This window comes from Mucilaginibacter rubeus (assembly GCF_003286415.2).
Taxonomy (GTDB): domain Bacteria; phylum Bacteroidota; class Bacteroidia; order Sphingobacteriales; family Sphingobacteriaceae; genus Mucilaginibacter; species Mucilaginibacter rubeus_A.
Window position 1 is genome coordinate 3,925,309 of the sequence record NZ_CP043450.1, and the last position, 21,133, is coordinate 3,946,441.

The following is a 21,133-nucleotide window of genomic DNA, read 5'->3' on the forward strand; positions in this document are numbered from 1 at the left end:
TGCAGGTGAATAATTTTTTTAGAAACGATAGCTGATGCCAAGGCGGTAGTTACGTCCCGCTTCGGCCTGCCAGTAGTAATAAGTGGCATAAGCCGCGCCGCTGTACAGGTATTTGTCAAGCAGATTGTACACGTTAGCGCTTATCTTGATATGATCTTTACCCCAGAACAGGCCGCCATCAAACTTGTAATAATCTGGCAATTGCAGCTGGCCGCTGCTGGCGTTCCAGGTCCAGGTGGTACGGTCACCCTGGTAGGTTGCGCCGGCATAAATACCACTGTTTTTCAAGGGGCCGTTCTGTATGGTATAAGTTAATGACGCATTGATGTTATGTTTGGCATATCCCGGAACTTTGGCACCAACAACAGCCGTAGCAGGCAGGTTAGCCGCGCCCCCGGTTTTAGAGATCTTTGAATCGGTATAAGCATAGTTGGCTACTAACGAAAGACCACTGAAGATCTGTCCGCGGGTATCAAACTCAATACCCTGGGTTTTGGTTTGGCCAACATCTATCACAAAACCTTCTGAACCTTTGTTATCAGGGTCGGCGGTAAGGGTGTTGTTTTTAAGGATACGGTAAGCAGATAAAGTAGTGCTCCAGCTACCATCAAACCAGTCGCGTTTAATACCGGCTTCAAGGTTGTTACCTGTGATAGGTTTTGGCAGGCTACCATCACGGATCAGGGCGCTTTGCGGCACAAATGATTGGTCATACAGGCCATAAACGGATGTCATTCTGTCGATATTTACACTTACACCAAAACGAGGGGTAAATTTCTTCTGGTTACGGCCAGCAAGGTAATTGATCTCTTTTACATAAGTATAACGACCCGCAATGGTTACACGCAGTACGTTATCAAAAAAGCCCAGCTCGTCCTGGCCGTACACACCTGTGTATGATTGGCTTGAAAGGTTGCCCGCGCCACGTTGTGCCAATGGTTTCGACCTGTCAAATACCGGTAAACCTAAAGCAGGCTGATTGTAAACCGGGTTATTGATATTAAAAGGTTTAGCATCGCTGTCAATAGCTCCGCCTTGCCCCCAATCGGCAATATATTGTTTGTTGCCCAGGTCAAGGCCACCCAATATCCGGTGACGCACTACGCCGGTTTGTACATCGCCATTTAAAAATACCTGGCCAAATTTCATCACGTTTGATGCATCCCAGATACTAACGCTCCTGATCAGATCGCCATTGGCTTTTACACTGTTTACCCAGGCCGAGCTTCCCTGCTGCTGGTAGTTAAAATAACCCAGCTGGCCGGTTAATTTCCAGTGCTCATCAATCTGGTGGTTAAGGTAAATAAAGGCGCTGTTATCTTTAATATAAGTAGGTGCTATACCGGGTTCTGTTATGGTAAAATCACGAGGTTTTATAGCATAGCCCTGGGTTGCAAAAACATAGTACGAACCAAGGTTTGATAATTTAGCGTGCTGATAGGTATACTCAAAGGTAAGCGAGGTTTTATCATCAACTTTCCAGGTAAGTACAGGAGCTATGCTGAAACGATCATTAAACTCGTAATTGCGGAACGAGTTTTTGGTTTGATCCATTAAGTTTAAACGATAAGAGAGGCTACCCGATTTAGTGGCTTTACCATCCAGATCTAAAGTGGCACGATACAAGTCATAGCTGCCCATGGTCATCGTGGCCTCGCCGTTAAAATCACGGCCGGTAGGCTTTTTGGTAACTACGTTGTAGATACCGCTTGGCTCGCCATTGCTCATCATAAAGCCGGCCGGACCTTTTACAAATTCAATACGGTCAACAAAGCTCATATCTTCGCTAAGCGGCCCCCAGTTTGAGGTTACGTTCATGCCATTACGGAATGCTGCTGCACGGCTACCGCGCATATTTACACGGGTGCACAGGTCGCCCCAGTGCTCCAAACGGGTTGCACCACTCACGTTACGGGTAACACCATCGCTCATGGAAATCACCTGCTGATCAGACAGCGTTTGAGAGGTAATTACCTGGATGTTTTGAGGAGCCTCCAGCAAAGGTTCATTTAGGCGGATAGAGTTGGAGGGCACATCAGCTTTATAGCGGCTTTTAGCGCCGGTGATAGCAACCTCTTTTAATAAGCTGGCATTTTCTTTCAGCATAAAATCAAGCGTTTGCGTACTGCCGGATGCTACAGTTACAGATTGCTCTTCGGGTGCAAGGCCAACGGCAGATACACGGATAGTGTAGCTTCCGGGCTTGATTTTACCAATGGCATAACGACCATCGGCATCCGTAAGGGCACCATAAGTTGTGTTTTTTAAGGCAACGGTAATGCCGATTGCAGGCTGGCCGTCGGCTGTGGTAACCTTACCTTTTATGCTACCGGTTGCACCATCATCAGCCTTAGCTGTGAAAGTTGAAAAAGACAGGATGATTAAGAGAAAGTAAAAATGTTGAAATAATAGTGAAGTAAAGTTTGACCGTTTACTGCAGAGTAAAACAGATTTCATAATTTTGAGTGAAATGATTAATGGATTAAAAGGATCGGTTAACATTAACCCGATGTAAAGTTTGGCGACGGAGCATCGGGATTTTTGTTTTTATAAGAACCTTCAAGGGGGTGCGTTGATGTTCATTGCTAACAGGATTTAGTGCAAAGAAACAACTTATTTAGAATCAGTCCAAATAAAATTAAGATTACTACTGGTATTAATCAGATTTACAAAGCCTTATGAACAATTTTACTTACATGACTTTCGTCTGTTAATCCAAACTCGGCGGCTATTTGTTTAAGATTATACCTACCACTGGCAATTCGCTGTTTAATTAATTCATTGCGATAATCGCGGATGTAATCGCGTAGCGTAACACCGGTATTCCTTTTAAAATAAGGCCCCATATATTCGCCGGCGATATTGAAGCTGGCAGCCATCACCGGCAGTTTAAGCAACCTGGGTTCGTAAATGTGTTTATGAATATAGCAAAAGATGGCCTGCATATCTTTACTGCCGTTAGCGGGCTTCTTTAACTCAGGCATATTTCTTTGCAACACAGCCGATAGCGCAATGATCTGCATCCAAATAAGCTGCTCATTTAAAAACATATCATGCTTTAAAGAAACTATTACATTAAAGATCATCTCAATAGTGTGCCTGTCAGCGTTATTTAATGCAAAGCCCGATAAATGGGTTTCCCTGCTTTTGATGAGGTATTCAAGGTTTTGGACACCATGGCTGGTCTTGTCGCCCGCCTGATGAATATACAGATCGGTAAATTTCAGGTAGATAAACCGGGTGGTCTCTTCTATCTCAAAATAATGAGATTCTTCCGGCCCCAGTAAAAACACATCCCCGGCATTGTAACTAACAGTTAAGCTGTTTATGATGTGCGAACCTGTCCCCTTTTTGATATAGATCAATTCATAATGGTTATGATTATGTTCGGGATGAGACCATTTTTCCGTTTCAAAATCAGAAATCAGCACAGGTTCAAATTGCCGGTAACGTTCCATAGCGGAAATATACCATATTATCACAGATAATTACAATTTCGACTTACAGCTTTTACCCAATTTTGATCAACAAATATTTGTTATCAAACACAAAAAAATGGAAACTATAAAAAACACAGCGCTTGTTGTTGGTGCCAACGGGGTGATAGGTACTAATTTGATAAATTACCTTGAAGGACTTAATAATTGGAACATTATAGCGCTATCCCGCCGCGGCGGCTCAAACAACGGGAATATCCGCTACATAGCCGTGGATTTGCTGGATGAAAACGACTATAAGCAAAAACTAAGTGTATTAACTGACGTTACACACATATTTTACGCCGCCTATCAAGACAAACCCACATGGGCCGAACTGGTACAACCCAACCTTGCTATGCTAATGAATGTTGTTTTAGCAATTGAGCCCATTGCCTACAATTTGCAGCACATCAGTCTTATGCAAGGATACAAGGTATATGGCGCGCACCTTGGCCCATTTAAAACACCTGCAAAGGAAAGTGATGCAGGACACATGCCGCCCGAATTTAATGTAGATCAGCAAATTTTTCTGGAGAAACAGCAGCAAGGTAAAAAATGGTCGTGGTCGGCCATTCGCCCATCAGTGGTCGGCGGTACTGCTATAGGTAACCCTATGAACCTGGCTCTGGTGATTGCGCTATACGCGACAATTTCAAAAGAACTTGGCCTACCTCTTCGTTTTCCGGGTAAACTGGGCGCTTATGATAAATTGTTGGAAATGACAGATGCCACCTTATTAGCTAAGGCTACTGTGTGGGCTGCCACTACTCAAGCCGCAGCAAACCAGGCTTTTAATATCAACAATGGCGATTTATTTAGATGGACTGAGCTTTGGCCTAAAATTGCGGCTTACTTTAAAATGGAAACAGCACCGCCACTTCAAATGCCACTGCAAACTATTATGGCCGATAAAGAACCGCAATGGGAAGCTATTCGCGAAAAATACACCCTTGCACCGCATAGTTACCGCCAGCTGTCATCATGGGCGTTCGGCGAATTTGTATTTTCATGGGATTATGATTTTTTTGCCGATGGCACCAAGGCAAGGCGCATGGGCTTTCATGAATTTATTGATACCGAACAGATGTTCTATAACCTGTTTAACGAACTCCGGGTAGAAAAGATTATACCCTGAACCATCATGCCCCGGTATTTTAAAGAAATAGCTTCTGCCAGAGCAATAGTATGCTATGAGAGGTAAAAAAATGAAAATAAGTTTGCGTAACTCACAAGTTACATATAAATTTGAGTAACCTAAAAGTTACCTATTATGGCAAAAATCATTCAACACCAATTATTCTACCCTCACCCACCTGAGGTGGTTTGGGAGTACATTACAAACCAGGAGCTGATAAGCCAGTGGCTAATGCCCGGCGATCTGAAGCCTGTATTAGGTCATGAATTTCAATTGAGGGCCAAACCCATGCCTGAAATGGATTTTGACGGAATTTTTTATTGCAAGATCCTGGAAGTTATCCCACACAAAAAACTTTCGTATTCATGGAAATTTGGCCCCGGCAATGGCGAACTGTGCGACTCGACAGTGAACTGGACGCTTACTGAAAAAGATAATGGTACCGAACTTTTGCTGGTACACCGTGACTTTGCCGGCGCAGTAAGTCCGTTGATACTTACTTCCATGGAAAAAGGCTGGTTAAGCAATATGCATAAAATACTGAATGCTATAAACGCTGAAAAAGATGGAGCAGCACAGGCTTGATGTATTCCAGGTAATTGCAGACCCCAGCAGAAGACAAATATTGCACCTGCTTTCAAAAGACAGCCGCACAATTAACTCGCTGGCCGAAAATTTTGATATGAGCCGTCCCGCTGTTTCAAAGCACATCAAAGTGCTTTACCATGCCGGCTTTATTGAAATTCAGGACATTGGCCGGGAAAGACATTGTATTTTAAAACAAGATGGCTTTAAAGAACTTAATGAGTGGCTTGCTTACTATGATAAGTTCTGGGGCGATAAACTGGATAAGCTGGGAGCATTAATGAACGATAATTTAAATAAGAAATGAAAGATCAGGATTTAACTGTAACTATAGCGGTAGACAAATCGCCGAAAGAGGCATTTGACGCTATCAATAACGTTCGCGGATGGTGGTCGGAAGAAGTTAAAGGCGGTACGGAAAACCTCAACGATGAGTTTACCTATAAAGCCCGTGACCTCCATCGCTGCACCATGAAGCTCATAGAAGTTGTCCCCAACCAAAAAGTAGTTTGGCTTGTGCTGGACAACTATTTCAGCTTCACCAAAGATCAAACCGAATGGAAAGGCACAAAAGTAATTTTTGAAATTTCTGAAAAGGACGGCAAAACGCAAATCCAATTCACGCATCAGGGTTTAGTCCCTCAACATGAGTGCTATGAGGTTTGTTCAGACGCATGGACTGGTTACATTACAGGCAGCCTGTATAACCTGATCACCACCGGCAAGGGCGAACCCAATCCAAAAGAAAGTTAGTTACTATATCGGATAATCCAGACTTCCGAAGTTTTAAAAACTTCGGAAGTCTTCTTATGGGCGATTGATCAGAAACGGCACCTGTATTTACCCGGTCAATTCATTTATATGTTATCTTTAGGCTAAAACATATAACATGAAAAAGTTTCTGCTCCTCGGGCTGTTTTGTGTAGCCTTTTTACTGGGCTATAGTTTCAATCGTTTAACCAATCCCGTAAACAAAGGCCCGCGGGTAACGGGCCTCGGCGGCATTTTCTTTAAGGCCAAAGATCCCAAGGGCTTGGAAGCCTGGTACAGCAAGAACCTCGGAATCCGGGTTGGCGATTACGGTGCAAATTTTGAATGGCACCAGGGCATGGACAGCACAAAAAAGGGATTTACTGTATGGGCGCCATTTAAGGAAACCACCAAATATTTTCAGCCTTCTGAAAAGCAATTCATGATCAATTACCGTGTAGAAGGCTTAACCCAACTTTTAGCCCAAATGAAAGCGGCAGGTATCCTACCGACCGACAGCGTAGAAAAAACAAGCTATGGTGATTTTGTACACCTGATGGACCCCGAGGGCAATAAAATTGAACTATGGGAACCCAATGATGTAGGGTATGCAAAAATGGGTTCTAACACCACCAAATAAAACCCGCCAAACACTACCATGAAAAACCTGTTCAAAACCACCTGGCTTTGCCTGCCCATATTGTTCATAACAGTTAACACCTCCATAGCATCGACATCTGTACTTAACACCGAGGTATGCATTTATGGCGGAACTTCTGCCGGAGTTATAGCCGCTTATACCGCTAAAAAGATGGGGAAACAAGTGCTGCTGATTGAGCCAGGGCTACACCTGGGCGGCATGTCAAGCGGAGGCCTCGGGTTTACCGATATTGGGAATAAATATGTGGTGACCGGCCTGGCTCGCGATTTTTATCGCCGGATTGGGGCCAATTACGGCAGGTTTGAGCAATGGATATTTGAGCCTAAAGTGGCCGAAAAAATATTTGATGATTATGTAAACCGCGCCGGTTTCAAAGTTTTAAAAAGCACCCGCATTGTATCGGCACAAAAACAAGGCAGCAAGATCATTAGTATTACCACTGAAGACTCTGTACATCCCGGCAAAATATCCTACCGCACCATTAAAGCAACTATGTTTATCGACTGCTCCTATGAGGGCGACCTGATGGCGAGGGCCGGCGTATCCTATTCTGCCGGTCGCGAGGCCAATAGTGAGTATAACGAAACCATCGACGGCGTCCAGGTAATGGAAGGCCATCAAATGCCCGACGGAATTGATCCATATAAGACACCAGGCGATGCTAACAGTGGTCTGTTATGGGGCATCAACCAGGGTGACGTACGTCCCAGTGGCAGCGGTGACAAAAAAATCCAGGCCTATAACTATCGTATAACCTTAACCAACGTTCCCGAAAACAGGATCCCCATAACCAGGCCGGACAATTATGCCCCCGAACGGTACGAGCTGCTGAAGCGGTTAAAGCAATTGAAACCCTGGAAATCATTTACCGATATCCTCTTTTTGAGCAACATGCCTAACGGAAAAACAGATATCAATAATCTGGGCGGTTTTTCTACCGATATGATCGGGATGAACTGGGATTATCCTGATGCTGACTATGCTAAACGTGCGCAGATCATCAAAGCACATGAGGATTACACCAAAGGTTTACTCTACTTTGTTGGCCACGATGCTTCTGTACCCGAACAGGTGAGGGAGCAGATGCTGCAATGGGGCTATCCTAAAGATGAGTTTACAGATCATCAACACTTTAGTCCTCAACTTTACATTCGCGAGGCCCGCCGAATGAAGGGAGAACTGATCATGACCCAGCACCACTGCCAGGGTCGGGAAACCGTAACAGACGGCGTGGGCATGGCCGCCTATACCATGGATTCGCACAATTGCGACCGCCAGGTTATCAACGGCATGGCAAAAAATGAAGGCAACGTAGAAGTAGGTGGCTTCGGCCCCTACCCGGTATCTTACCGTGCCATTACTCCTAAAAAGGCGGAGGCAACTAACCTCCTGGTACCGGTTTGCCTGTCAGCAACCCATATCGCATATGGCTCTATCCGCATGGAACCCGTTTTCATGGTACTCGGACAGTCGGCCGCGGTTGCCGCTTGTATAGCTATAGACAAAGGTAAAACTGTACAACAGCTTGATGCAGGGTTGATCCGTCAGCAATTGCGTGATAACCCACTTGCTGATGGCAGCATACCCGAAGTTTTGGTTGATAATGACGACACCACGCACTGCCAGATTACAGGCAACTGGCAAAAAGAAAAATCAGGAGGTTATGGCCCGTCATATTTGCTCGATACCCTGAATTCCGGCGAAGGCAAATCGATAAAATACCTACCCGAAATAAAGGCGAGTGGAAGCTACAGCGTTTATGCCTATTTCCCAAAAGTCAAGAAAGCGTCGACTAAAACGATGATTAAGATTTTTGATGGTAAACAGCTGAATGAAAAAACGATCAACGTGGCCTCTCTTGAAGTTGCCGGGCAAACCTCGGGCGAATGGATTGCACTGGGCAGCTTTACTCTATCCAAAGGACAACAACCTTATGTAGAAATCAGCACTAAGGACGCTAACGGAGCTACTGCCGCAGATGCTATTCTATTCGTGCCGCAAAAAAAGCTTTAGTTAGCTGACAACAACTTGTCCTCAAAAACAAAAAAGCACCCAGATCATGCATATGTAGTCTGGGTGCAGTTTTAGGCCGTCTCCTTAGTAGATGGCCCTGTTTAAATAGCTTTTTATTATTTACCGGCAGTTGCCTCTGGAAGCAATTGCATACGGATGTAGTTTTTGCCGCTCAGGTATTTTTGCGCGGTAGCTTTTACGCTTTCTACAGTTACGCTATTCAAATCCTTAACATAGGTATCTAACTGGTGCAGGTCTTCCTTATCGTTGATCTGCCCGCCAATGTAGCCCAACCAGAAACCATTTGTACGTACCGCGGTTTCGCGGCTGCGGATACTCTCGGCACGCCATTTGTCAATGTTTACCTGTGCAGGGCCATTGGTTTTGATCTTGTTGATCTCATCCAGTGTTGAAGCTACCAGCTTGTCGGCATTTTTAGGATCACAACCAAAGTAAACGAATATAGAATAACGTTGCGTAGGGAACTTGCTGTTATTGGCAAACGCGCCCGGCGAGTAAACACCGCTTTCATCTTCCCTTAAACGCTCAATCAGCCTGATCTCTAAACACTCTTTCAAAGCATCCAGCTGGATCTTTTCGGCAGCGCTATATTCAAACGCACCTGACCAAATCAAATCAACAGAAGCTTTAGGTTCCGAGCCTTTGTATACGTTTTTAGCTATCTGCCCTTCCGGGATGTGAATTCCTAAGTCTTTAGCTTGTTCGCCCAGGTTTTTGGCCGGTAACGAGGCTATGTATTTTTCAAGCAGCGGTTTAATTTTTTCAATGTCGATATTACCAACAAAAGTGAAGGTCATGCCTGATGCATCGGCAAAACGCTCTTTATAAATAGCATACTCACGGTCAAGGTTAATCTGATCGATCTTGGCAATGCTCGGACCGGTACGACGAACGTTATGATTACCCAATACCGCGCTTAAAGTATCCTGGAACACAGCATTAGGATCGTTCAGCCTGTTTGCAAGCCCGGCTTTTGAGCTGGTGATAATACCCTGAAAAAGATCGGCATCTTTACGTGGCTCGGTTAAGTATCCGTAAATAAGCTCAAAGGCCGTTTCCAGGTCTTTAGGGGTTGAGCTTCCGCTAACGCCTTGTGTACGCTCGCTAATGTACGGGCTAACGCTTAGCTGCTTACCCGAAAGGTATTTCTCTAATTGTGTAGGATTATAATTACCCACGCCAAATGACTCAACCATACCCGACGCGTTTTTAGCCGACTCAAAATCAGCATCGCTGTAAAGCGATGTACCACCCGGTGCCGAGGCACTGAACAGGATCTCGTTATCTTTAAAGTCGGTTGGTTTTAATACTACCTTGATACCATTGCTTAGCGTAAGGGTTGTTGTGCCCAGTGCGGCATCTTTGGTTTCGGCTGTGATTTTGCCGGCTACAGGCGCATTGGCTAACAACGCTTGTTTGCTCACCTCATCATTATAAGGTTTCAGATCTTCTGCTTCAACATCCTTTATCCAGGTGTTAACCACTGTTTCTGATGGCAGAGTGGCTTTATCCTTTTCAGGCGCAAGCAGCATCACATCACGATTGCTGTTTTTGATAGATGTTTTGGTAACAGCATTCACCTCGCTTAACGCAATACCAGGCAGGTCATTTTTTACCAGGTCATACTCGTAGCTGATACCCGGAGCTGCAGTACCCTTTAAAAAGTATTGCAGGTATTCGTTCACGTAGCTATCGGAATTGGTTTTGTTTTTCTCTTTCAGCGCCGATTCCATATCGCTCAGGAAGCTTTGTTTGGCACGGTCAAGTTCGGTTTGGGTAAATCCAAAACGCTTGATTCTTTCTGTTTCGCGCCAGGCAGTTTTGAAACCTTTTTCAAGCTCGCCGGGTTTAGCTACAGCGTATACGCTATAGGTATCTAATCCTCCTAAAAATCCGCTCAGGTCGGCACCACCTTGTAAATATGGAGGATTAGCCTGACGCATTATTTCAGCATAACGGGCACCAGACATCCTGTTGAATAAACCACGGATAATGCTTTGACGGTATTGAGAAGCGGTATGCAGATCAAGCGCCGGTTGTTTCATAAACACCTGAGCCACAGTTACCGTCATTTCCTTATCGGTAATGGCAATAAACTGATTTTGCCCGGTCAATGGTACTGTATATTTAGTGCGGGGCTTTTCAGGAGATGGTTTCTTCAGATCGCTAAACTTGGCTTTAACGGTTTTCTCCATCTCATTAACATCGATGTCACCTACTACTATCAAGGCCTGCAAATCCGGACGGTACCAATCGTGGTAAAAACGTTTGATGGTTTCGGGCTTAAAGTTATTCAATACTTCATCTGTACCGATAGGCAGGCGCAGCGAATAACGCGAGTGGTTAAGGATTACCGGCAGGTAAGCCCTTTGCATACGCTCCTGTGCACCTTTACCCAAACGTTTTTCTTCCAGCACAACACCGCGCTCTTTATCAATCTCAGTAGGATCTAAAGTAGCATCCTGGGCCCAGTCGCGCATGATCTGGATGCCATTTTTCAGGATTTCAGGATTATCCGACGGGATAGGCAACTGATATACCGTTTCATCAAATGAGGTATAAGCATTTAAATCGGCCCCGAAACGCACGCCAGATTTTTGCAGGTAACTCACCAGCTCATTTTTAGGAAAATGCTTAGTACCATTAAAGCTCATATGTTCCATAAAGTGAGCAAGGCCGCGCTGGCTGTCATCTTCCAATACCGAGCCAATCTTGTTGGCCAGGTAAAATGTAACACGTTTTTTGGGCTCTTCATTGTGGCGGATATAGTAGGTAAAACCGTTTGGCAGTTTGCCCGTACGCACCGCAGGATCAAGAGGCAGGTTCTTCTCTGCTGCTGCCTTTGTTATTTTAGGTTTACTTACCTGCGCCCAAGTAGGGGCTGCCTGAAACGACCAACTGAGGGCAAGCCCCGCGCTGGCCAATAAAATAGTACTTTTTATGTTTTTCATATTTTGTTTATCGGATTAGGATTCAGCGCTAATTTAAAAAAGAGCCGGTATTAAAACCGGCTCTCCGGAAAATTAAACTAACTAAACTGATGAAAACGCCCGAAAGCTTCTTTAAGGTTTGCTAAATGCTATCCTGTTAATGTCTTTTATTTAGTAAATGTATCTTTCAGATACCCGTCCATATCGGTAGCAGCCGGGTTAACCAGTATCACCTTCCCTCCTGCATCAAGCATAATAGCAAATGGTACAGACTGGATCCCTAAGGCCGTCATCATTATTGAGGCGTCTTTGCCTTCCTCATACCTATCAATTCCCTGCTGCCATGGCATAGCTTCTTTAAGCATAGCGTTTTTCCAGGCTTTGCTGTTCTGATCTATCGAAACGCTTAAAATCTCAAATCCTTTGCCGTGATATTTTTGGTAGAGTTCCTTGAGATGCGGGATGGCAGCCCGGCAGGGCATACACCACGACGCCCAAAAATCAACAAGTACCGCATGCCCCTTTAACGATGATAATTTGATGGTTTTACCATCGGCAGTTTGTAACTCAAAAACCGGCAATGGTTTTCCAACAGTCAGGTTTTGACTGGCGTCAGCGGTATCTTGTTTTGATGATGACGCTTTTCCATCTGCCTTCCATCCTGTGCTTAAGGCAAGTGCTACCGGTGTTACCAACAACAACCTTTTAAAATTTATTTTCATTGAGCTGGATTATAAAACCTGTATTTCAATTATTTTTCTTTTTGGCGGGAAACATTTGTTGTTATCACAAACCTGGTAGTAAAGGCCGCATTTAATCACCATTCCGGGCTTTAATGAGGCCGTGCTGATTTCCGTTTTAAATGTTGCCTTGTCTTCCCAAACAAACATGCCTTCGCCACCGGTAAATGGTACGCCGGCTGATGTTTGCCATTCGGTGTTTGTTATGCCTTTGGGCAACTCAATGATAGGTTGTGTGGTAATAAAAGGACTGTCCTTTGGCACATACGCATAAATATGCCAGCCTTGTAAAATATCGGCCTTAACAACCACCTGTTTTTTCCCGTTTGCCTCATCAACTAATTTGGCGCTCACTATCACCGGGTCGGTACGGGTTGGCATTATTGCCGCATTTGCAGTTTTCATGTCGCCGGTTGGTGCCGGTACAACTGCTGTTGTTTCAGCTTTATAAATATTCACCATGAATTTGAAACCGCCCGATTCAGTGTAATAAAGGTTCGCTTTGTTCCTGGTCAACCAATCACGCCACTCTTTAGCCGACGCGAATTTTTCGGTGGTATACCTTTCCAGTACCCGTTGCGCCAGGGCAGGCTCCTCCCCTTTTTCAAGCATTTTGATACATTTTTCCAGCAACTCAACTTTACGATTGGAGATACCCAGTTTTTTGGCATCCTCATCAACCTGTAATGAGTAAGCATCAAGCGGGTAAAAGTATTCGAGGTTGGCAAGGTAGTACTTATGATAAGCTGAGGTATTGGTACCAAACATATCATACATACCACTACCAGCCCAGCTTTTAAGGTAATCATCAAAGCTTTGTGTATCATCGGTAACGGGCATTTTCAAAAACATCTCGTTTCCACGGCCAATATCTTCGCCTTTGGCTTTGCGGTCTTTAAGTTCCTGCTGCATTTTCAGCAAACGGGCGTTGCCTTCTTTCCGGGCAATCAGCGCTTTTTCATACAGGCCCTTATCTGTGCGATAGATCATTTCGTTAACCCATTCACGATTCTCGATCTGCACTTTTTTCATGATGGGTTTCTGATGGTCAAACTTTTTGATGTAGCAAACGGTATTCACCAATACGTCCTTAGCCTCATCAGTCATGTGATTGGGCGAACCCGAAAATCCCCACATAAAATAATTACCCTGACGCCCCAATGCCACAGCCTCGGCATTTTTAAGACAAACGCCACCACTTATCGCTTCCGCATCGGGCGAATCATTGAAGCCCTCGCCGTGGGCTACCATGCCGATAATGTATTTATCCTTAGCAGCCGGATCTTCTTTGATCACCTTCCACATAGGTAGTTCCTTTGGCGCTGTACCCCCCTGAAAACCGTTAAAAAAAGAACCCGGCGTAGGCCTGTTAACCAAAGTTAAATTCACTTTGATAGGCGTATTAAATATAGCATGACTGGTTTTAATGTTCAGCGCGTCATCCTCCAGACACTGGCAATACCAATCGAATTTCAGGCCAATAGGCAAGCCTACGTTTGGGGCCATTTCATGCATCAGAATTATAGGACGATCAAAACCGGCAGGCAATTTTACTGGCCCGGCATCAAGGATGGTAACATCTACCTTCTCCGACATCGCAGCATCGTAATCCCTTACATCCACAACATCAGCCTTTTCAAATCTTTGCTCTAAAAATGCCTTAAAATCGGCCATGCGGGTTTTCCATGCCTCATCAATGGCACCTGTAGCCGTACTATAATAATTTACATGCTCCGGCTTGGGTTTTGCAGGGTCATAACCTACATATAAAACATGGAGCGTTATTTTACCTGCTCCATGTTTCATTACGTCACCAAAAGTGGCCGCACCAAACACAAGGCAAAGCAGCAAAGCCAAACTGATCTTTTTCATATCCGTATTAATTAAAAATTTCGGCAAGTTTGGTATTCAGGGATTCATCGCGCAGGGTGTTACCGATGATCTTACCGTCTTTATCAAGCAAAAAGCTTTGCGGTACAGCCCTCACGCCGTATAAACGTCCAACAGCATTATTCCATCCTTTTAAATCAGACACATGGATCCATGGCAAGCCATCTTTGGCAATGGCGTCAACCCATTTTTCCTTTACATTATCAAGCGAAACCGAAATAATCTCGAAGCCTTTATCCTTATAAAGCTCATATTGCTTTTTAAGGTTAGGATTACCGGCACGGCATGGCGCGCACCAGCTTGCCCAAAACTCAACCAAAACATATTTGCCTTTTAAATCGCTTAGCGAAACTGGCTTTCCGTTTACATCATTTTGGATGAACATTGGCGCGGCTTTGCCAATTGCGGTGATGCCGGCTGCCTGTATCCGCTGCTCAAGTTCCTTACCTACATCTGTACTCCGCAACTGTGCGTTAAGCGCTTTAAATACCGGGCCAACTTTATCTGCATCAACCTTAATACCGGCCGACTCAGACAGGCCTACCAAACCAAAGTATGAGTTGGGATTGTTTTTGGCGAAGAGAAATTGTTTTTCATTTCTATCGGCGATGCTTTTGCGATAACGTGCATCAATAGCTTTTACAAAAGCGGTATCTTTTTGCTGCTCAGGAGTAGCACGTGAAAATTCGGCATTAACGGCTTTGGTTAAATCCATAATGGTACCGCCTATCTGCTTGTTATATGCCTGAAACTCGTCGTAAACTTTTGAGCCCGTAACTTTAGCATTTACCAGTGAATCGGCCGAGGTATATACCATATTCTCTTTACCGAAATAGATATAAACCACATCGGCATTTGGGGCATAAATAGCGTGTTGTTTGCCCTGCCCGGTATGATCAAATGCCATGCGGCTGGTAGTTATACCTGATACATTGCCTGTAAATTTAAACGTACCATTGGTAACCACGCATGAATCTTCATGACTGTTACCATTATCCATATAATCGATATAGGCTTTGGCAGGTTTATCCAGTTTACCGATGTATCCGGTAATGCTGAAGTTAGCTTTCTGAGCCGAAGCCATGAGCGGCAACAAGGCAGCCAGAATTGATAATTTTAATTTCATTTTATGTTGTGAGAGTTAAAAAAATGTTATTTGTATTTCAATTTAGGGAACTCCTTGCGGGCCGCGTTGTACTGTGCTTCCCATTCGTCTGTCCAGCCGAAGGCTTGTTTGGCCTGTTCTTTAAGGTTTACACCTGCGGCCCCGCTCCAGAAATGGACAAACTCACCCCAATTCATATCGCGGGTATATTCGCGCCCCTGTTGGTTTTTCTGTTGAGGAAAGTTGGCCGCCAGTAAGGCAAAATATTTATTGAGCACCTTTGCTTTGCCATAGTTACTGTAAATAGGATAAAACCAGTTTTTAAACCAAAGACTTTTTGGCCGGGGGAAATCATCATACTGGGTTTGCATTTGCTGGTATATTTTTTCAGCCTCATCTTCGCGACCGATATGCAGCATCACATCGTAATTGAAGATCTCCATGAACTTACTGTCGCCCCAAAGCGCATCTGATGGTGAGCCTTTTACGCCATGACTTGCTCCGCTTACTATATGCCCCATTTCATGGATTGGCATCGCGAGCTGTTCGCCGTTTGGCTTTTGCCAGGTACCTAAACCACAGTCGATGGTGTTGCGGTAGTCATGACTATCATCAAAATAAGTAGCAGGATGACCACCGCCATAAATACCCTGGTGAAAAACTGTATACAGCCTGGTTGAATCGCCGAAACTGCCGTAAGTACTTTTAACATATTCCCAGGCGGCCGACATAGTTTTGTAGGGCCAGGTAACCGACTTATCCATTCCTTTATCATAGTAAACAGCCACATTTTTATCCTGGTAAACCAATGATAATGCCTGGTCATGCTCAAACCAATGCTCATGCCAAGTTGATGGTGGCAGGCCCTGTTTGTGATTTGCTTTTAACTCATCAATTGTTAAACATTTACCATAAAAAAAGGAAAATGATGCAATGATGATCCCTCCTACAAGGAGTTTAGCCGGTGTACTCTTTTTCATTATTTAATATCAGTTAACATATGCAGAACCGGGAACGGCACCCCTACTCTTAAATGAGCGCCGCCCGGCCTGCAAAAACTTTGTGTTATATTCCAGTTCGATGTAATGCGTACCTGCATTAAAAAGGACTATTAATCTTTGTATTTAATATCCGGAAAATCTATCCGAGCCTGGTTAAACTCCTCTTCCCATTCATCGCTCCAGCCAAAAGCGATAGTTGCCTGAAACTTGAGGTTTACCCCTGCTGCTCCACTCCAAAAATGGATCCATTCGCCCCAGTTGAGATCGCGGTTAGACGGAACATATTTGGCATACAACTGGAAATATTTACTAAGCACCGGCCCTTTGCCGTAATTATTCCAAACGGGGTAAAACCAACCTGCAAACCAATTTGACTCCGGGTTCGGAAAAACCTCGCGCAGATCCTTGAGCTGGTAGTAAAGTCGGGAAGCTTCGTCCTGCCTACCGATGTTCATGAGTACATCGTAAATGAAAATCTCAGCAAATTTGCTGTCGTGCCAGATGTTTTGGTCTTCATGTGCGTGTCCCCATGAAGCATTGGCTACAATATGTCCCATTTCATGAATAGGGATAGCGATCTGCGTACCTGTTGGATATGTCCAGTTATCCAGCCCGTCGTCGATAGTATTGTGATAATCGTGTGTCGAATCGCGCCAGGATGCGGGGTGGCCGCCGCCTAATTCGCCGGTGGTATCAACCGTTGAATGGAAAATGCAATACAGGCGTGGATCTTTGCCAAAGTCGCCATAGTTTTTCTTAACATAAGCCCAGGAGTCAGACATGGCCTTAAAGGTCCACGTAACTGATGGATCCATGTTGGCATCATAGTAAATGGCTACATTATCATCATAATAAACGCGTTTCAACAACTGGTGATGCAAGCCCCAATGCTCCTGCCATGTTTTGGCCGGCGCACCCGGCGGATCAACCTCTTCCTTAACTGTATCTTTTGTTTTTTTGCATGACGCAATGGTTAATACGGCCATGAGCAAGCCTATTAAGAATGTTGTTATCCTTATCAATTTCATGTCGATTTTAATAAATGGTTAATTTTTAGACACTTCATCAACCGGCGCGCCCGGGATGCCTGTAACTGTTCTTTTTATGGTTCCGTTAACGCCAACACTGATATCAAGGAACATCAAAGCTCCATCAACCCCAACAATGAGTTTATTATCATTATCATCCAGCTTGAGCATGGTTACTTTTTTGCCGCCAAAATTGGCGTCAAGCGTCCGCAGGTCCTGGTTAATAGGGTTGTAGCGATAAATCTTATCATTTGATGTAAAGTAAAATACATCCAGGTATGAGCGCTGCCATTTGGTATCGGCGTTTACTAATGCTGCACCTTTAAAAATGCGCTTATCATCGGCGCTGATAATGCGGGTATTTGAATAATCGTCCATATCAACATTGAACGAAAATTCATAAATCTGTCCGTCGTTACTTTTCATGAAAGCATAGTTGCGGCCCGATACTGGTTTCATGAACAGCAAATCTTTCATACCCAATTTTTGTGGGTTAAATGCAGTCCCGGTTACGGTATAAAGTGTATCCAGATAAGCACCCGATGGGCTGAAAGACACAAAAGCCGACCGTTTTTTATCGTATCCAAAAAAGAAATTGCTGGTATTTGAAAAATATGGCGACAATTCATAATTGCCGGCAACCGGATTGGCAAACTTACCCCAGTCTTCGGCAAAAGGAGCGGTTGATGTTACACTCAGATATAATTTATCATTAATAACACCCGATACCCAGCCTTTTGTTGCTTCAAATGCCTCTGGTTTTATTGTTGCCGGCGGAGAAAAGAACTGACCGGGAAAATCCCTTTTCTTTAGCATAGTACTGCCGTCAATAATAACGCTACTCTTATTGGCATCTGCACAAATTACCCAGTAGTCTTGTACGGTGCCGGGCTGATAAAATACAGGCCTCGCAAACAGCTGCAAAGGGGTTTCGGGTAAATTTTCGTGATGCAGAGCAAAATATAGGTCGGGCAGTACACCAATGGTATCAGCCTTAACAAATGATAGTTTTGTTATGCCGTCCTGCACACTTAAAACCGCTAAACCTTTTGAAAACTGCGTTTTGCCCGATATTTTAAAATCGTAAAAGTATTTCATGCTGTTACGTTTATCGGTGACGGTAAGCTTTGCCGCACGCACACCGGGGGCAAGGCTGTACACCACTTTCAGGGGATAACCTGTGTAATGAATATCACGGGCTTCTTCCTGGATGCTTATCCGCCAGTCAAAATCCAGGTCTTTAGTCGGGTCCGCATCTTTAAAACTGATGTATGGTTGTAGTACAAGGGTATCGCCAATGGTGGCATCAACCGTAGCGTCCTGCAGGTTAACAACAATGGGCTCGGTAGGCGGCGAATATTTATAGTTACCCAAATCCTTTTTGCATGAGCAAAAGGCAAGGATAAGAAGAACACAAATAGTTATAGGATTAAATTTCATGATACGCTGGTTTTATCAATTATTCCATTGTTACTTTTGCCCCTGTTTCGCTGTCAATAAAATAGGATTTATCTACCTCGGGGAAATATTTGTACAGGAACCGTTTGGTTGGCGAATTGATATAGTAAAACTCGTAATCCCTGGTGCCTGCTTTTGGTGTTATAACGTAGCCCTTTTCAGGGTGCTCCTGAACCCAGCCAATAGGATCTCTTAAAAAAGTTCGGGTGTTTTCTATGTAGTACAGGCAACGCGGAATCTGGAAATTAGGATCGCCATAGGTTTTATAGTCAATCAGATCGCGTGTGCCCGAAGTAATTAAAAACAACTGGTGCTTTGTACGGCCGTATTCCTTCACCTCATCAAGCCATGAATTCCACCAGAAAGGTTTTTCAAGCCGGTTCGAGAACAAAATGGTTTTAGTACGCAAACTATCGGGCATGTTATTGGTAAAATCACCGGTACCCGAAACACGGATAGTTAATATCACAGATTTGTTCTCAAGCGCAGCGTCCGTATTTTTAAGAATAACTGGAACCTTTACCACACCAGAATCGGCAGGCATAGTATAAGTTGGTTTCAGTGCTTCGTAATGCAGCGGGCTGATTGCTGTGGTAGCAGTATCAACCAGGCTAATTGAAAAACTCCTGGCCTGATGGCTCCGTTTACCCGAAATTATTACTGGGATCCAAACCGTATCCTGTACAAGGGTAGGATCGTAAGCAAAAGAATAGGTAAGCGTATCCTTTTTGGGGTAATTGAAATAAATATTATCGGTTGAATTGTAGAAAAACTTTGCATCTTTCTTACATCCAAATAAAATGGTGCCCGCAAGCAGTATAAAAAGTATTTGCTTTTTCATCGTCATCATTATTATTAGTTATTTCTGAAAGCTTCCTCATCTGGCGGCAGCGGGAACACAAATATTTTATCGGTAGCCGGATAGCTAATCCCCGAAGTTGCTTTAACAGGTACGTTAAGCCTTTTATACATGTAAAAGATCTGGCTTTCCCCATAAAACTCCTTCCGGGCTTCTTTCAGCAGCAAATCAATAAAATCAGCTTTAGCTGGAACTTCGGTTAAATCGTTCCCTATGCCACGGCTTCTCCTTACGGTGTTATAGTAATTCATAGCTTTAAACGGGTCGGTATCAAAGCTGGCCTCAGCGGCTATATAGTACATTTCGCTAAGCCTTAATGCCGGTGCAACCAAAGGGTGCAAGTTTTTTACCGGTGCTGTATTGGTGAGGTATTTTTGCAGCAAAGCTCGTTCAATACTGCTTGACCCAATTTTAGTTTTGAAAAACCATTGCCTGTATCGCCAATCGTCGGCGCCATCCGCACCTGATTCATAGATATCATCTATCTGTGTGCTGGTTGGCGAAAAAAGAGGCGCATCGCCTGCAAAAGCAGCCAACAGGTAGTTTTTAATGTCTTTGTTATCATTAATATACCAGCAGCTAATAAGTTCTTTGTAAAAAATACGGTCTTTTTTAGTGTTATCGCTTTGGTTAAAATCGGTACCGTTTGTTGCCGGGAAACGTTTTGAATTAATTACCTCATTGGCCATGGCCAGGCTATTAACCATATCGTTTTTATACAGGTATGCCCTTGCAAGCTCGCCGCAGGCGGTAAAATAGTTCATGCGCTGGCGGCGGTTTTGCATAAATAAATCAGGATCAGAAACTTCGGGGCTACCGTCATCGCCAGGATACCCAACGGTATAATTTGAAACGATGGGATCTGAAGAGCGGAACAATGTTCTTGCGGTTTTCAAATCGGTGATAACACTATCAAGCGCCTGGCTCACTGTCGAGAACTTAGTGCTTTTGATAGTGACCGATGTTACATAAGGGATACCGCTTGCATTAGGCTTGCTTTTGTATGATGGCGCAAACATCCTGAGCATATCAAAATGCAGGTAAGCCCTTAGCGCCAACGCTTCGCCTTTTATCAGCTCATAATTGTGCCCGGTAAACAGGTTTTTCTTTTTCTCAATATTATTTAAAATGTAGTTGCAATTGGCAATGGCGCGGTAACCTGAATTCCAGATGTCTGTATTGCGGTTAATAAGATCAACATAAGTATAGTTGAAGCTGGCGATATTGGAATAACCAACATCAGTAAAATCATAGTTTTGAGCCATAACATCCAGGTAGCCGAACGTAAGACTTTCGCCATATAGTGACGGGCCTGCACACAGGGTGTACACCCCATTAAGGGCCTCTTTAAAACCCTGCTCGTTTTCAAACAGCTGATCCTGCTCAATTTGCGAGGTAGGCTTTACATCCAGAAACTTTTTACATGATGTAAAGGCCATCAGCACGGTTAGTATATATAAATATTTCTTCATTGCTGT

Annotated in this window: 17 protein-coding genes; 6 read left to right on the forward strand and 11 right to left on the reverse strand. The window is 44.1% G+C overall.

The window, feature by feature from the left end; genetic code table 11:
- Positions 1–18 precede the first annotated feature (18 nt).
- Together DEO27_RS15400 and DEO27_RS15405 are read right to left on the reverse strand one after the other, a co-directional pair.
- Complete coding sequence (locus tag DEO27_RS15400) at positions 19–2,457, reverse strand: TonB-dependent receptor (protein ID WP_112574009.1); 2,439 nt, start codon at positions 2,455–2,457, stop codon at positions 19–21.
- Positions 2,458–2,666: 209 nt separating this feature from the next.
- Complete coding sequence (locus DEO27_RS15405) at positions 2,667–3,458, reverse strand: AraC family transcriptional regulator (protein ID WP_112573891.1); 792 nt, start codon at positions 3,456–3,458, stop codon at positions 2,667–2,669.
- 97 nt (positions 3,459–3,555) lie between these two features.
- Here DEO27_RS15405 and DEO27_RS15410 point away from each other — a divergent pair, with 97 nt between their 5' ends.
- The 6 genes from DEO27_RS15410 to DEO27_RS15435 all read left to right on the forward strand — a co-directional run bounded on the left by DEO27_RS15410 (position 3,556) and on the right by DEO27_RS15435 (position 8,623).
- The gene (locus DEO27_RS15410; RefSeq protein WP_112573892.1) at positions 3,556–4,614 is read left to right on the forward strand and encodes an SDR family oxidoreductase; all 1,059 of its coding nucleotides are present in this window, start codon (positions 3,556–3,558) and stop codon (positions 4,612–4,614) included.
- A 135-nt stretch (positions 4,615–4,749) separates the two neighbouring features.
- Positions 4,750–5,199 (forward strand): SRPBCC family protein, encoded by a 450-nt coding sequence (locus tag DEO27_RS15415; RefSeq protein ID WP_112573893.1) that lies wholly within the window; start codon positions 4,750–4,752, stop codon positions 5,197–5,199.
- Positions 5,180–5,506, forward strand: a complete 327-nt coding sequence (locus tag DEO27_RS15420) for an ArsR/SmtB family transcription factor (RefSeq protein WP_112573894.1) — start codon at positions 5,180–5,182, stop codon at positions 5,504–5,506. The genes DEO27_RS15415 and DEO27_RS15420 overlap by 20 nt, the downstream gene beginning before the upstream one ends.
- Positions 5,503–5,952: an SRPBCC family protein gene (locus DEO27_RS15425; RefSeq protein ID WP_112573895.1), complete on the forward strand. Its 450-nt coding sequence runs from the start codon at positions 5,503–5,505 to the stop codon at positions 5,950–5,952. The genes DEO27_RS15420 and DEO27_RS15425 overlap by 4 nt, the downstream gene beginning before the upstream one ends.
- 136 nt (positions 5,953–6,088) lie before the next feature.
- Entirely contained in the window at positions 6,089–6,589 is a 501-nt protein-coding gene (locus tag DEO27_RS15430; RefSeq protein WP_112573896.1) for a VOC family protein, read from the forward strand.
- Between the two features lie 18 nt (positions 6,590–6,607).
- Positions 6,608–8,623 carry an FAD-dependent oxidoreductase gene (locus DEO27_RS15435; protein ID WP_112573897.1) on the forward strand — a complete coding sequence of 672 codons (2,016 nt, stop codon included), beginning with the start codon at positions 6,608–6,610 and terminating at the stop codon, positions 8,621–8,623.
- Between the two features lie 116 nt (positions 8,624–8,739).
- Here the strand turns inward: DEO27_RS15435 and DEO27_RS15440 are convergent, their stop codons facing one another.
- The 9 genes from DEO27_RS15440 to DEO27_RS15480 all read right to left on the reverse strand — a co-directional run bounded on the left by DEO27_RS15440 (position 8,740) and on the right by DEO27_RS15480 (position 21,127).
- Positions 8,740–11,595: a M16 family metallopeptidase gene (locus DEO27_RS15440; protein WP_112573898.1), complete on the reverse strand. Its 2,856-nt coding sequence runs from the start codon at positions 11,593–11,595 to the stop codon at positions 8,740–8,742.
- Between the two features lie 146 nt (positions 11,596–11,741).
- On the reverse strand, positions 11,742–12,296 hold the full coding sequence (locus DEO27_RS15445) for a TlpA family protein disulfide reductase (RefSeq protein WP_112573899.1): 555 nt from the start codon (positions 12,294–12,296) through the stop codon (positions 11,742–11,744).
- Positions 12,297–12,305: 9 nt separating this feature from the next.
- Complete coding sequence (locus tag DEO27_RS15450) at positions 12,306–14,186, reverse strand: protein-disulfide reductase DsbD domain-containing protein (RefSeq protein ID WP_112573900.1); 1,881 nt, start codon at positions 14,184–14,186, stop codon at positions 12,306–12,308.
- Between the two features lie 7 nt (positions 14,187–14,193).
- On the reverse strand, positions 14,194–15,330 hold the full coding sequence (locus DEO27_RS15455) for a TlpA disulfide reductase family protein (protein WP_112573901.1): 1,137 nt from the start codon (positions 15,328–15,330) through the stop codon (positions 14,194–14,196).
- Positions 15,331–15,356: 26 nt separating this feature from the next.
- Positions 15,357–16,289 carry a hypothetical protein gene (locus DEO27_RS15460; protein ID WP_112573902.1) on the reverse strand — a complete coding sequence of 311 codons (933 nt, stop codon included), beginning with the start codon at positions 16,287–16,289 and terminating at the stop codon, positions 15,357–15,359.
- 131 nt (positions 16,290–16,420) lie between these two features.
- Positions 16,421–17,338 (reverse strand): hypothetical protein, encoded by a 918-nt coding sequence (locus DEO27_RS15465; protein ID WP_112573903.1) that lies wholly within the window; start codon positions 17,336–17,338, stop codon positions 16,421–16,423.
- A gap of 18 nt (positions 17,339–17,356) precedes the next feature.
- A complete protein-coding gene (locus tag DEO27_RS15470) occupies positions 17,357–18,778 on the reverse strand; it encodes a PKD-like family lipoprotein (RefSeq protein ID WP_112573904.1) in 1,422 nt (473 codons plus the stop codon).
- A 19-nt stretch (positions 18,779–18,797) separates the two neighbouring features.
- Positions 18,798–19,637 (reverse strand): DUF4843 domain-containing protein, encoded by an 840-nt coding sequence (locus DEO27_RS15475; protein ID WP_190295103.1) that lies wholly within the window; start codon positions 19,635–19,637, stop codon positions 18,798–18,800.
- Between the two features lie 14 nt (positions 19,638–19,651).
- On the reverse strand, positions 19,652–21,127 hold the full coding sequence (locus tag DEO27_RS15480) for a RagB/SusD family nutrient uptake outer membrane protein (RefSeq protein WP_112574010.1): 1,476 nt from the start codon (positions 21,125–21,127) through the stop codon (positions 19,652–19,654).
- Between the last annotated feature and the right edge of the window lie 6 nt (positions 21,128–21,133).

Coding starts and splice junctions, on each gene's coding strand:
- DEO27_RS15400 (WP_112574009.1), bottom strand. CDS start 2,457: ATGAAATCTGTTTTACTCTGCAGTAAACGGTCAAACTTTACTTCACTA.
- DEO27_RS15405 (WP_112573891.1), bottom strand. CDS start 3,458: ATGGAACGTTACCGGCAATTTGAACCTGTGCTGATTTCTGATTTTGAA.
- DEO27_RS15410 (WP_112573892.1), top strand. CDS start 3,556: ATGGAAACTATAAAAAACACAGCGCTTGTTGTTGGTGCCAACGGGGTG.
- DEO27_RS15415 (WP_112573893.1), top strand. CDS start 4,750: ATGGCAAAAATCATTCAACACCAATTATTCTACCCTCACCCACCTGAG.
- DEO27_RS15420 (WP_112573894.1), top strand. CDS start 5,180: ATGGAGCAGCACAGGCTTGATGTATTCCAGGTAATTGCAGACCCCAGC.
- DEO27_RS15425 (WP_112573895.1), top strand. CDS start 5,503: ATGAAAGATCAGGATTTAACTGTAACTATAGCGGTAGACAAATCGCCG.
- DEO27_RS15430 (WP_112573896.1), top strand. CDS start 6,089: ATGAAAAAGTTTCTGCTCCTCGGGCTGTTTTGTGTAGCCTTTTTACTG.
- DEO27_RS15435 (WP_112573897.1), top strand. CDS start 6,608: ATGAAAAACCTGTTCAAAACCACCTGGCTTTGCCTGCCCATATTGTTC.
- DEO27_RS15440 (WP_112573898.1), bottom strand. CDS start 11,595: ATGAAAAACATAAAAAGTACTATTTTATTGGCCAGCGCGGGGCTTGCC.
- DEO27_RS15445 (WP_112573899.1), bottom strand. CDS start 12,296: ATGAAAATAAATTTTAAAAGGTTGTTGTTGGTAACACCGGTAGCACTT.
- DEO27_RS15450 (WP_112573900.1), bottom strand. CDS start 14,186: ATGAAAAAGATCAGTTTGGCTTTGCTGCTTTGCCTTGTGTTTGGTGCG.
- DEO27_RS15455 (WP_112573901.1), bottom strand. CDS start 15,330: ATGAAATTAAAATTATCAATTCTGGCTGCCTTGTTGCCGCTCATGGCT.
- DEO27_RS15460 (WP_112573902.1), bottom strand. CDS start 16,289: ATGAAAAAGAGTACACCGGCTAAACTCCTTGTAGGAGGGATCATCATT.
- DEO27_RS15465 (WP_112573903.1), bottom strand. CDS start 17,338: ATGAAATTGATAAGGATAACAACATTCTTAATAGGCTTGCTCATGGCC.
- DEO27_RS15470 (WP_112573904.1), bottom strand. CDS start 18,778: ATGAAATTTAATCCTATAACTATTTGTGTTCTTCTTATCCTTGCCTTT.
- DEO27_RS15475 (WP_190295103.1), bottom strand. CDS start 19,637: ATGAAAAAGCAAATACTTTTTATACTGCTTGCGGGCACCATTTTATTT.
- DEO27_RS15480 (WP_112574010.1), bottom strand. CDS start 21,127: ATGAAGAAATATTTATATATACTAACCGTGCTGATGGCCTTTACATCA.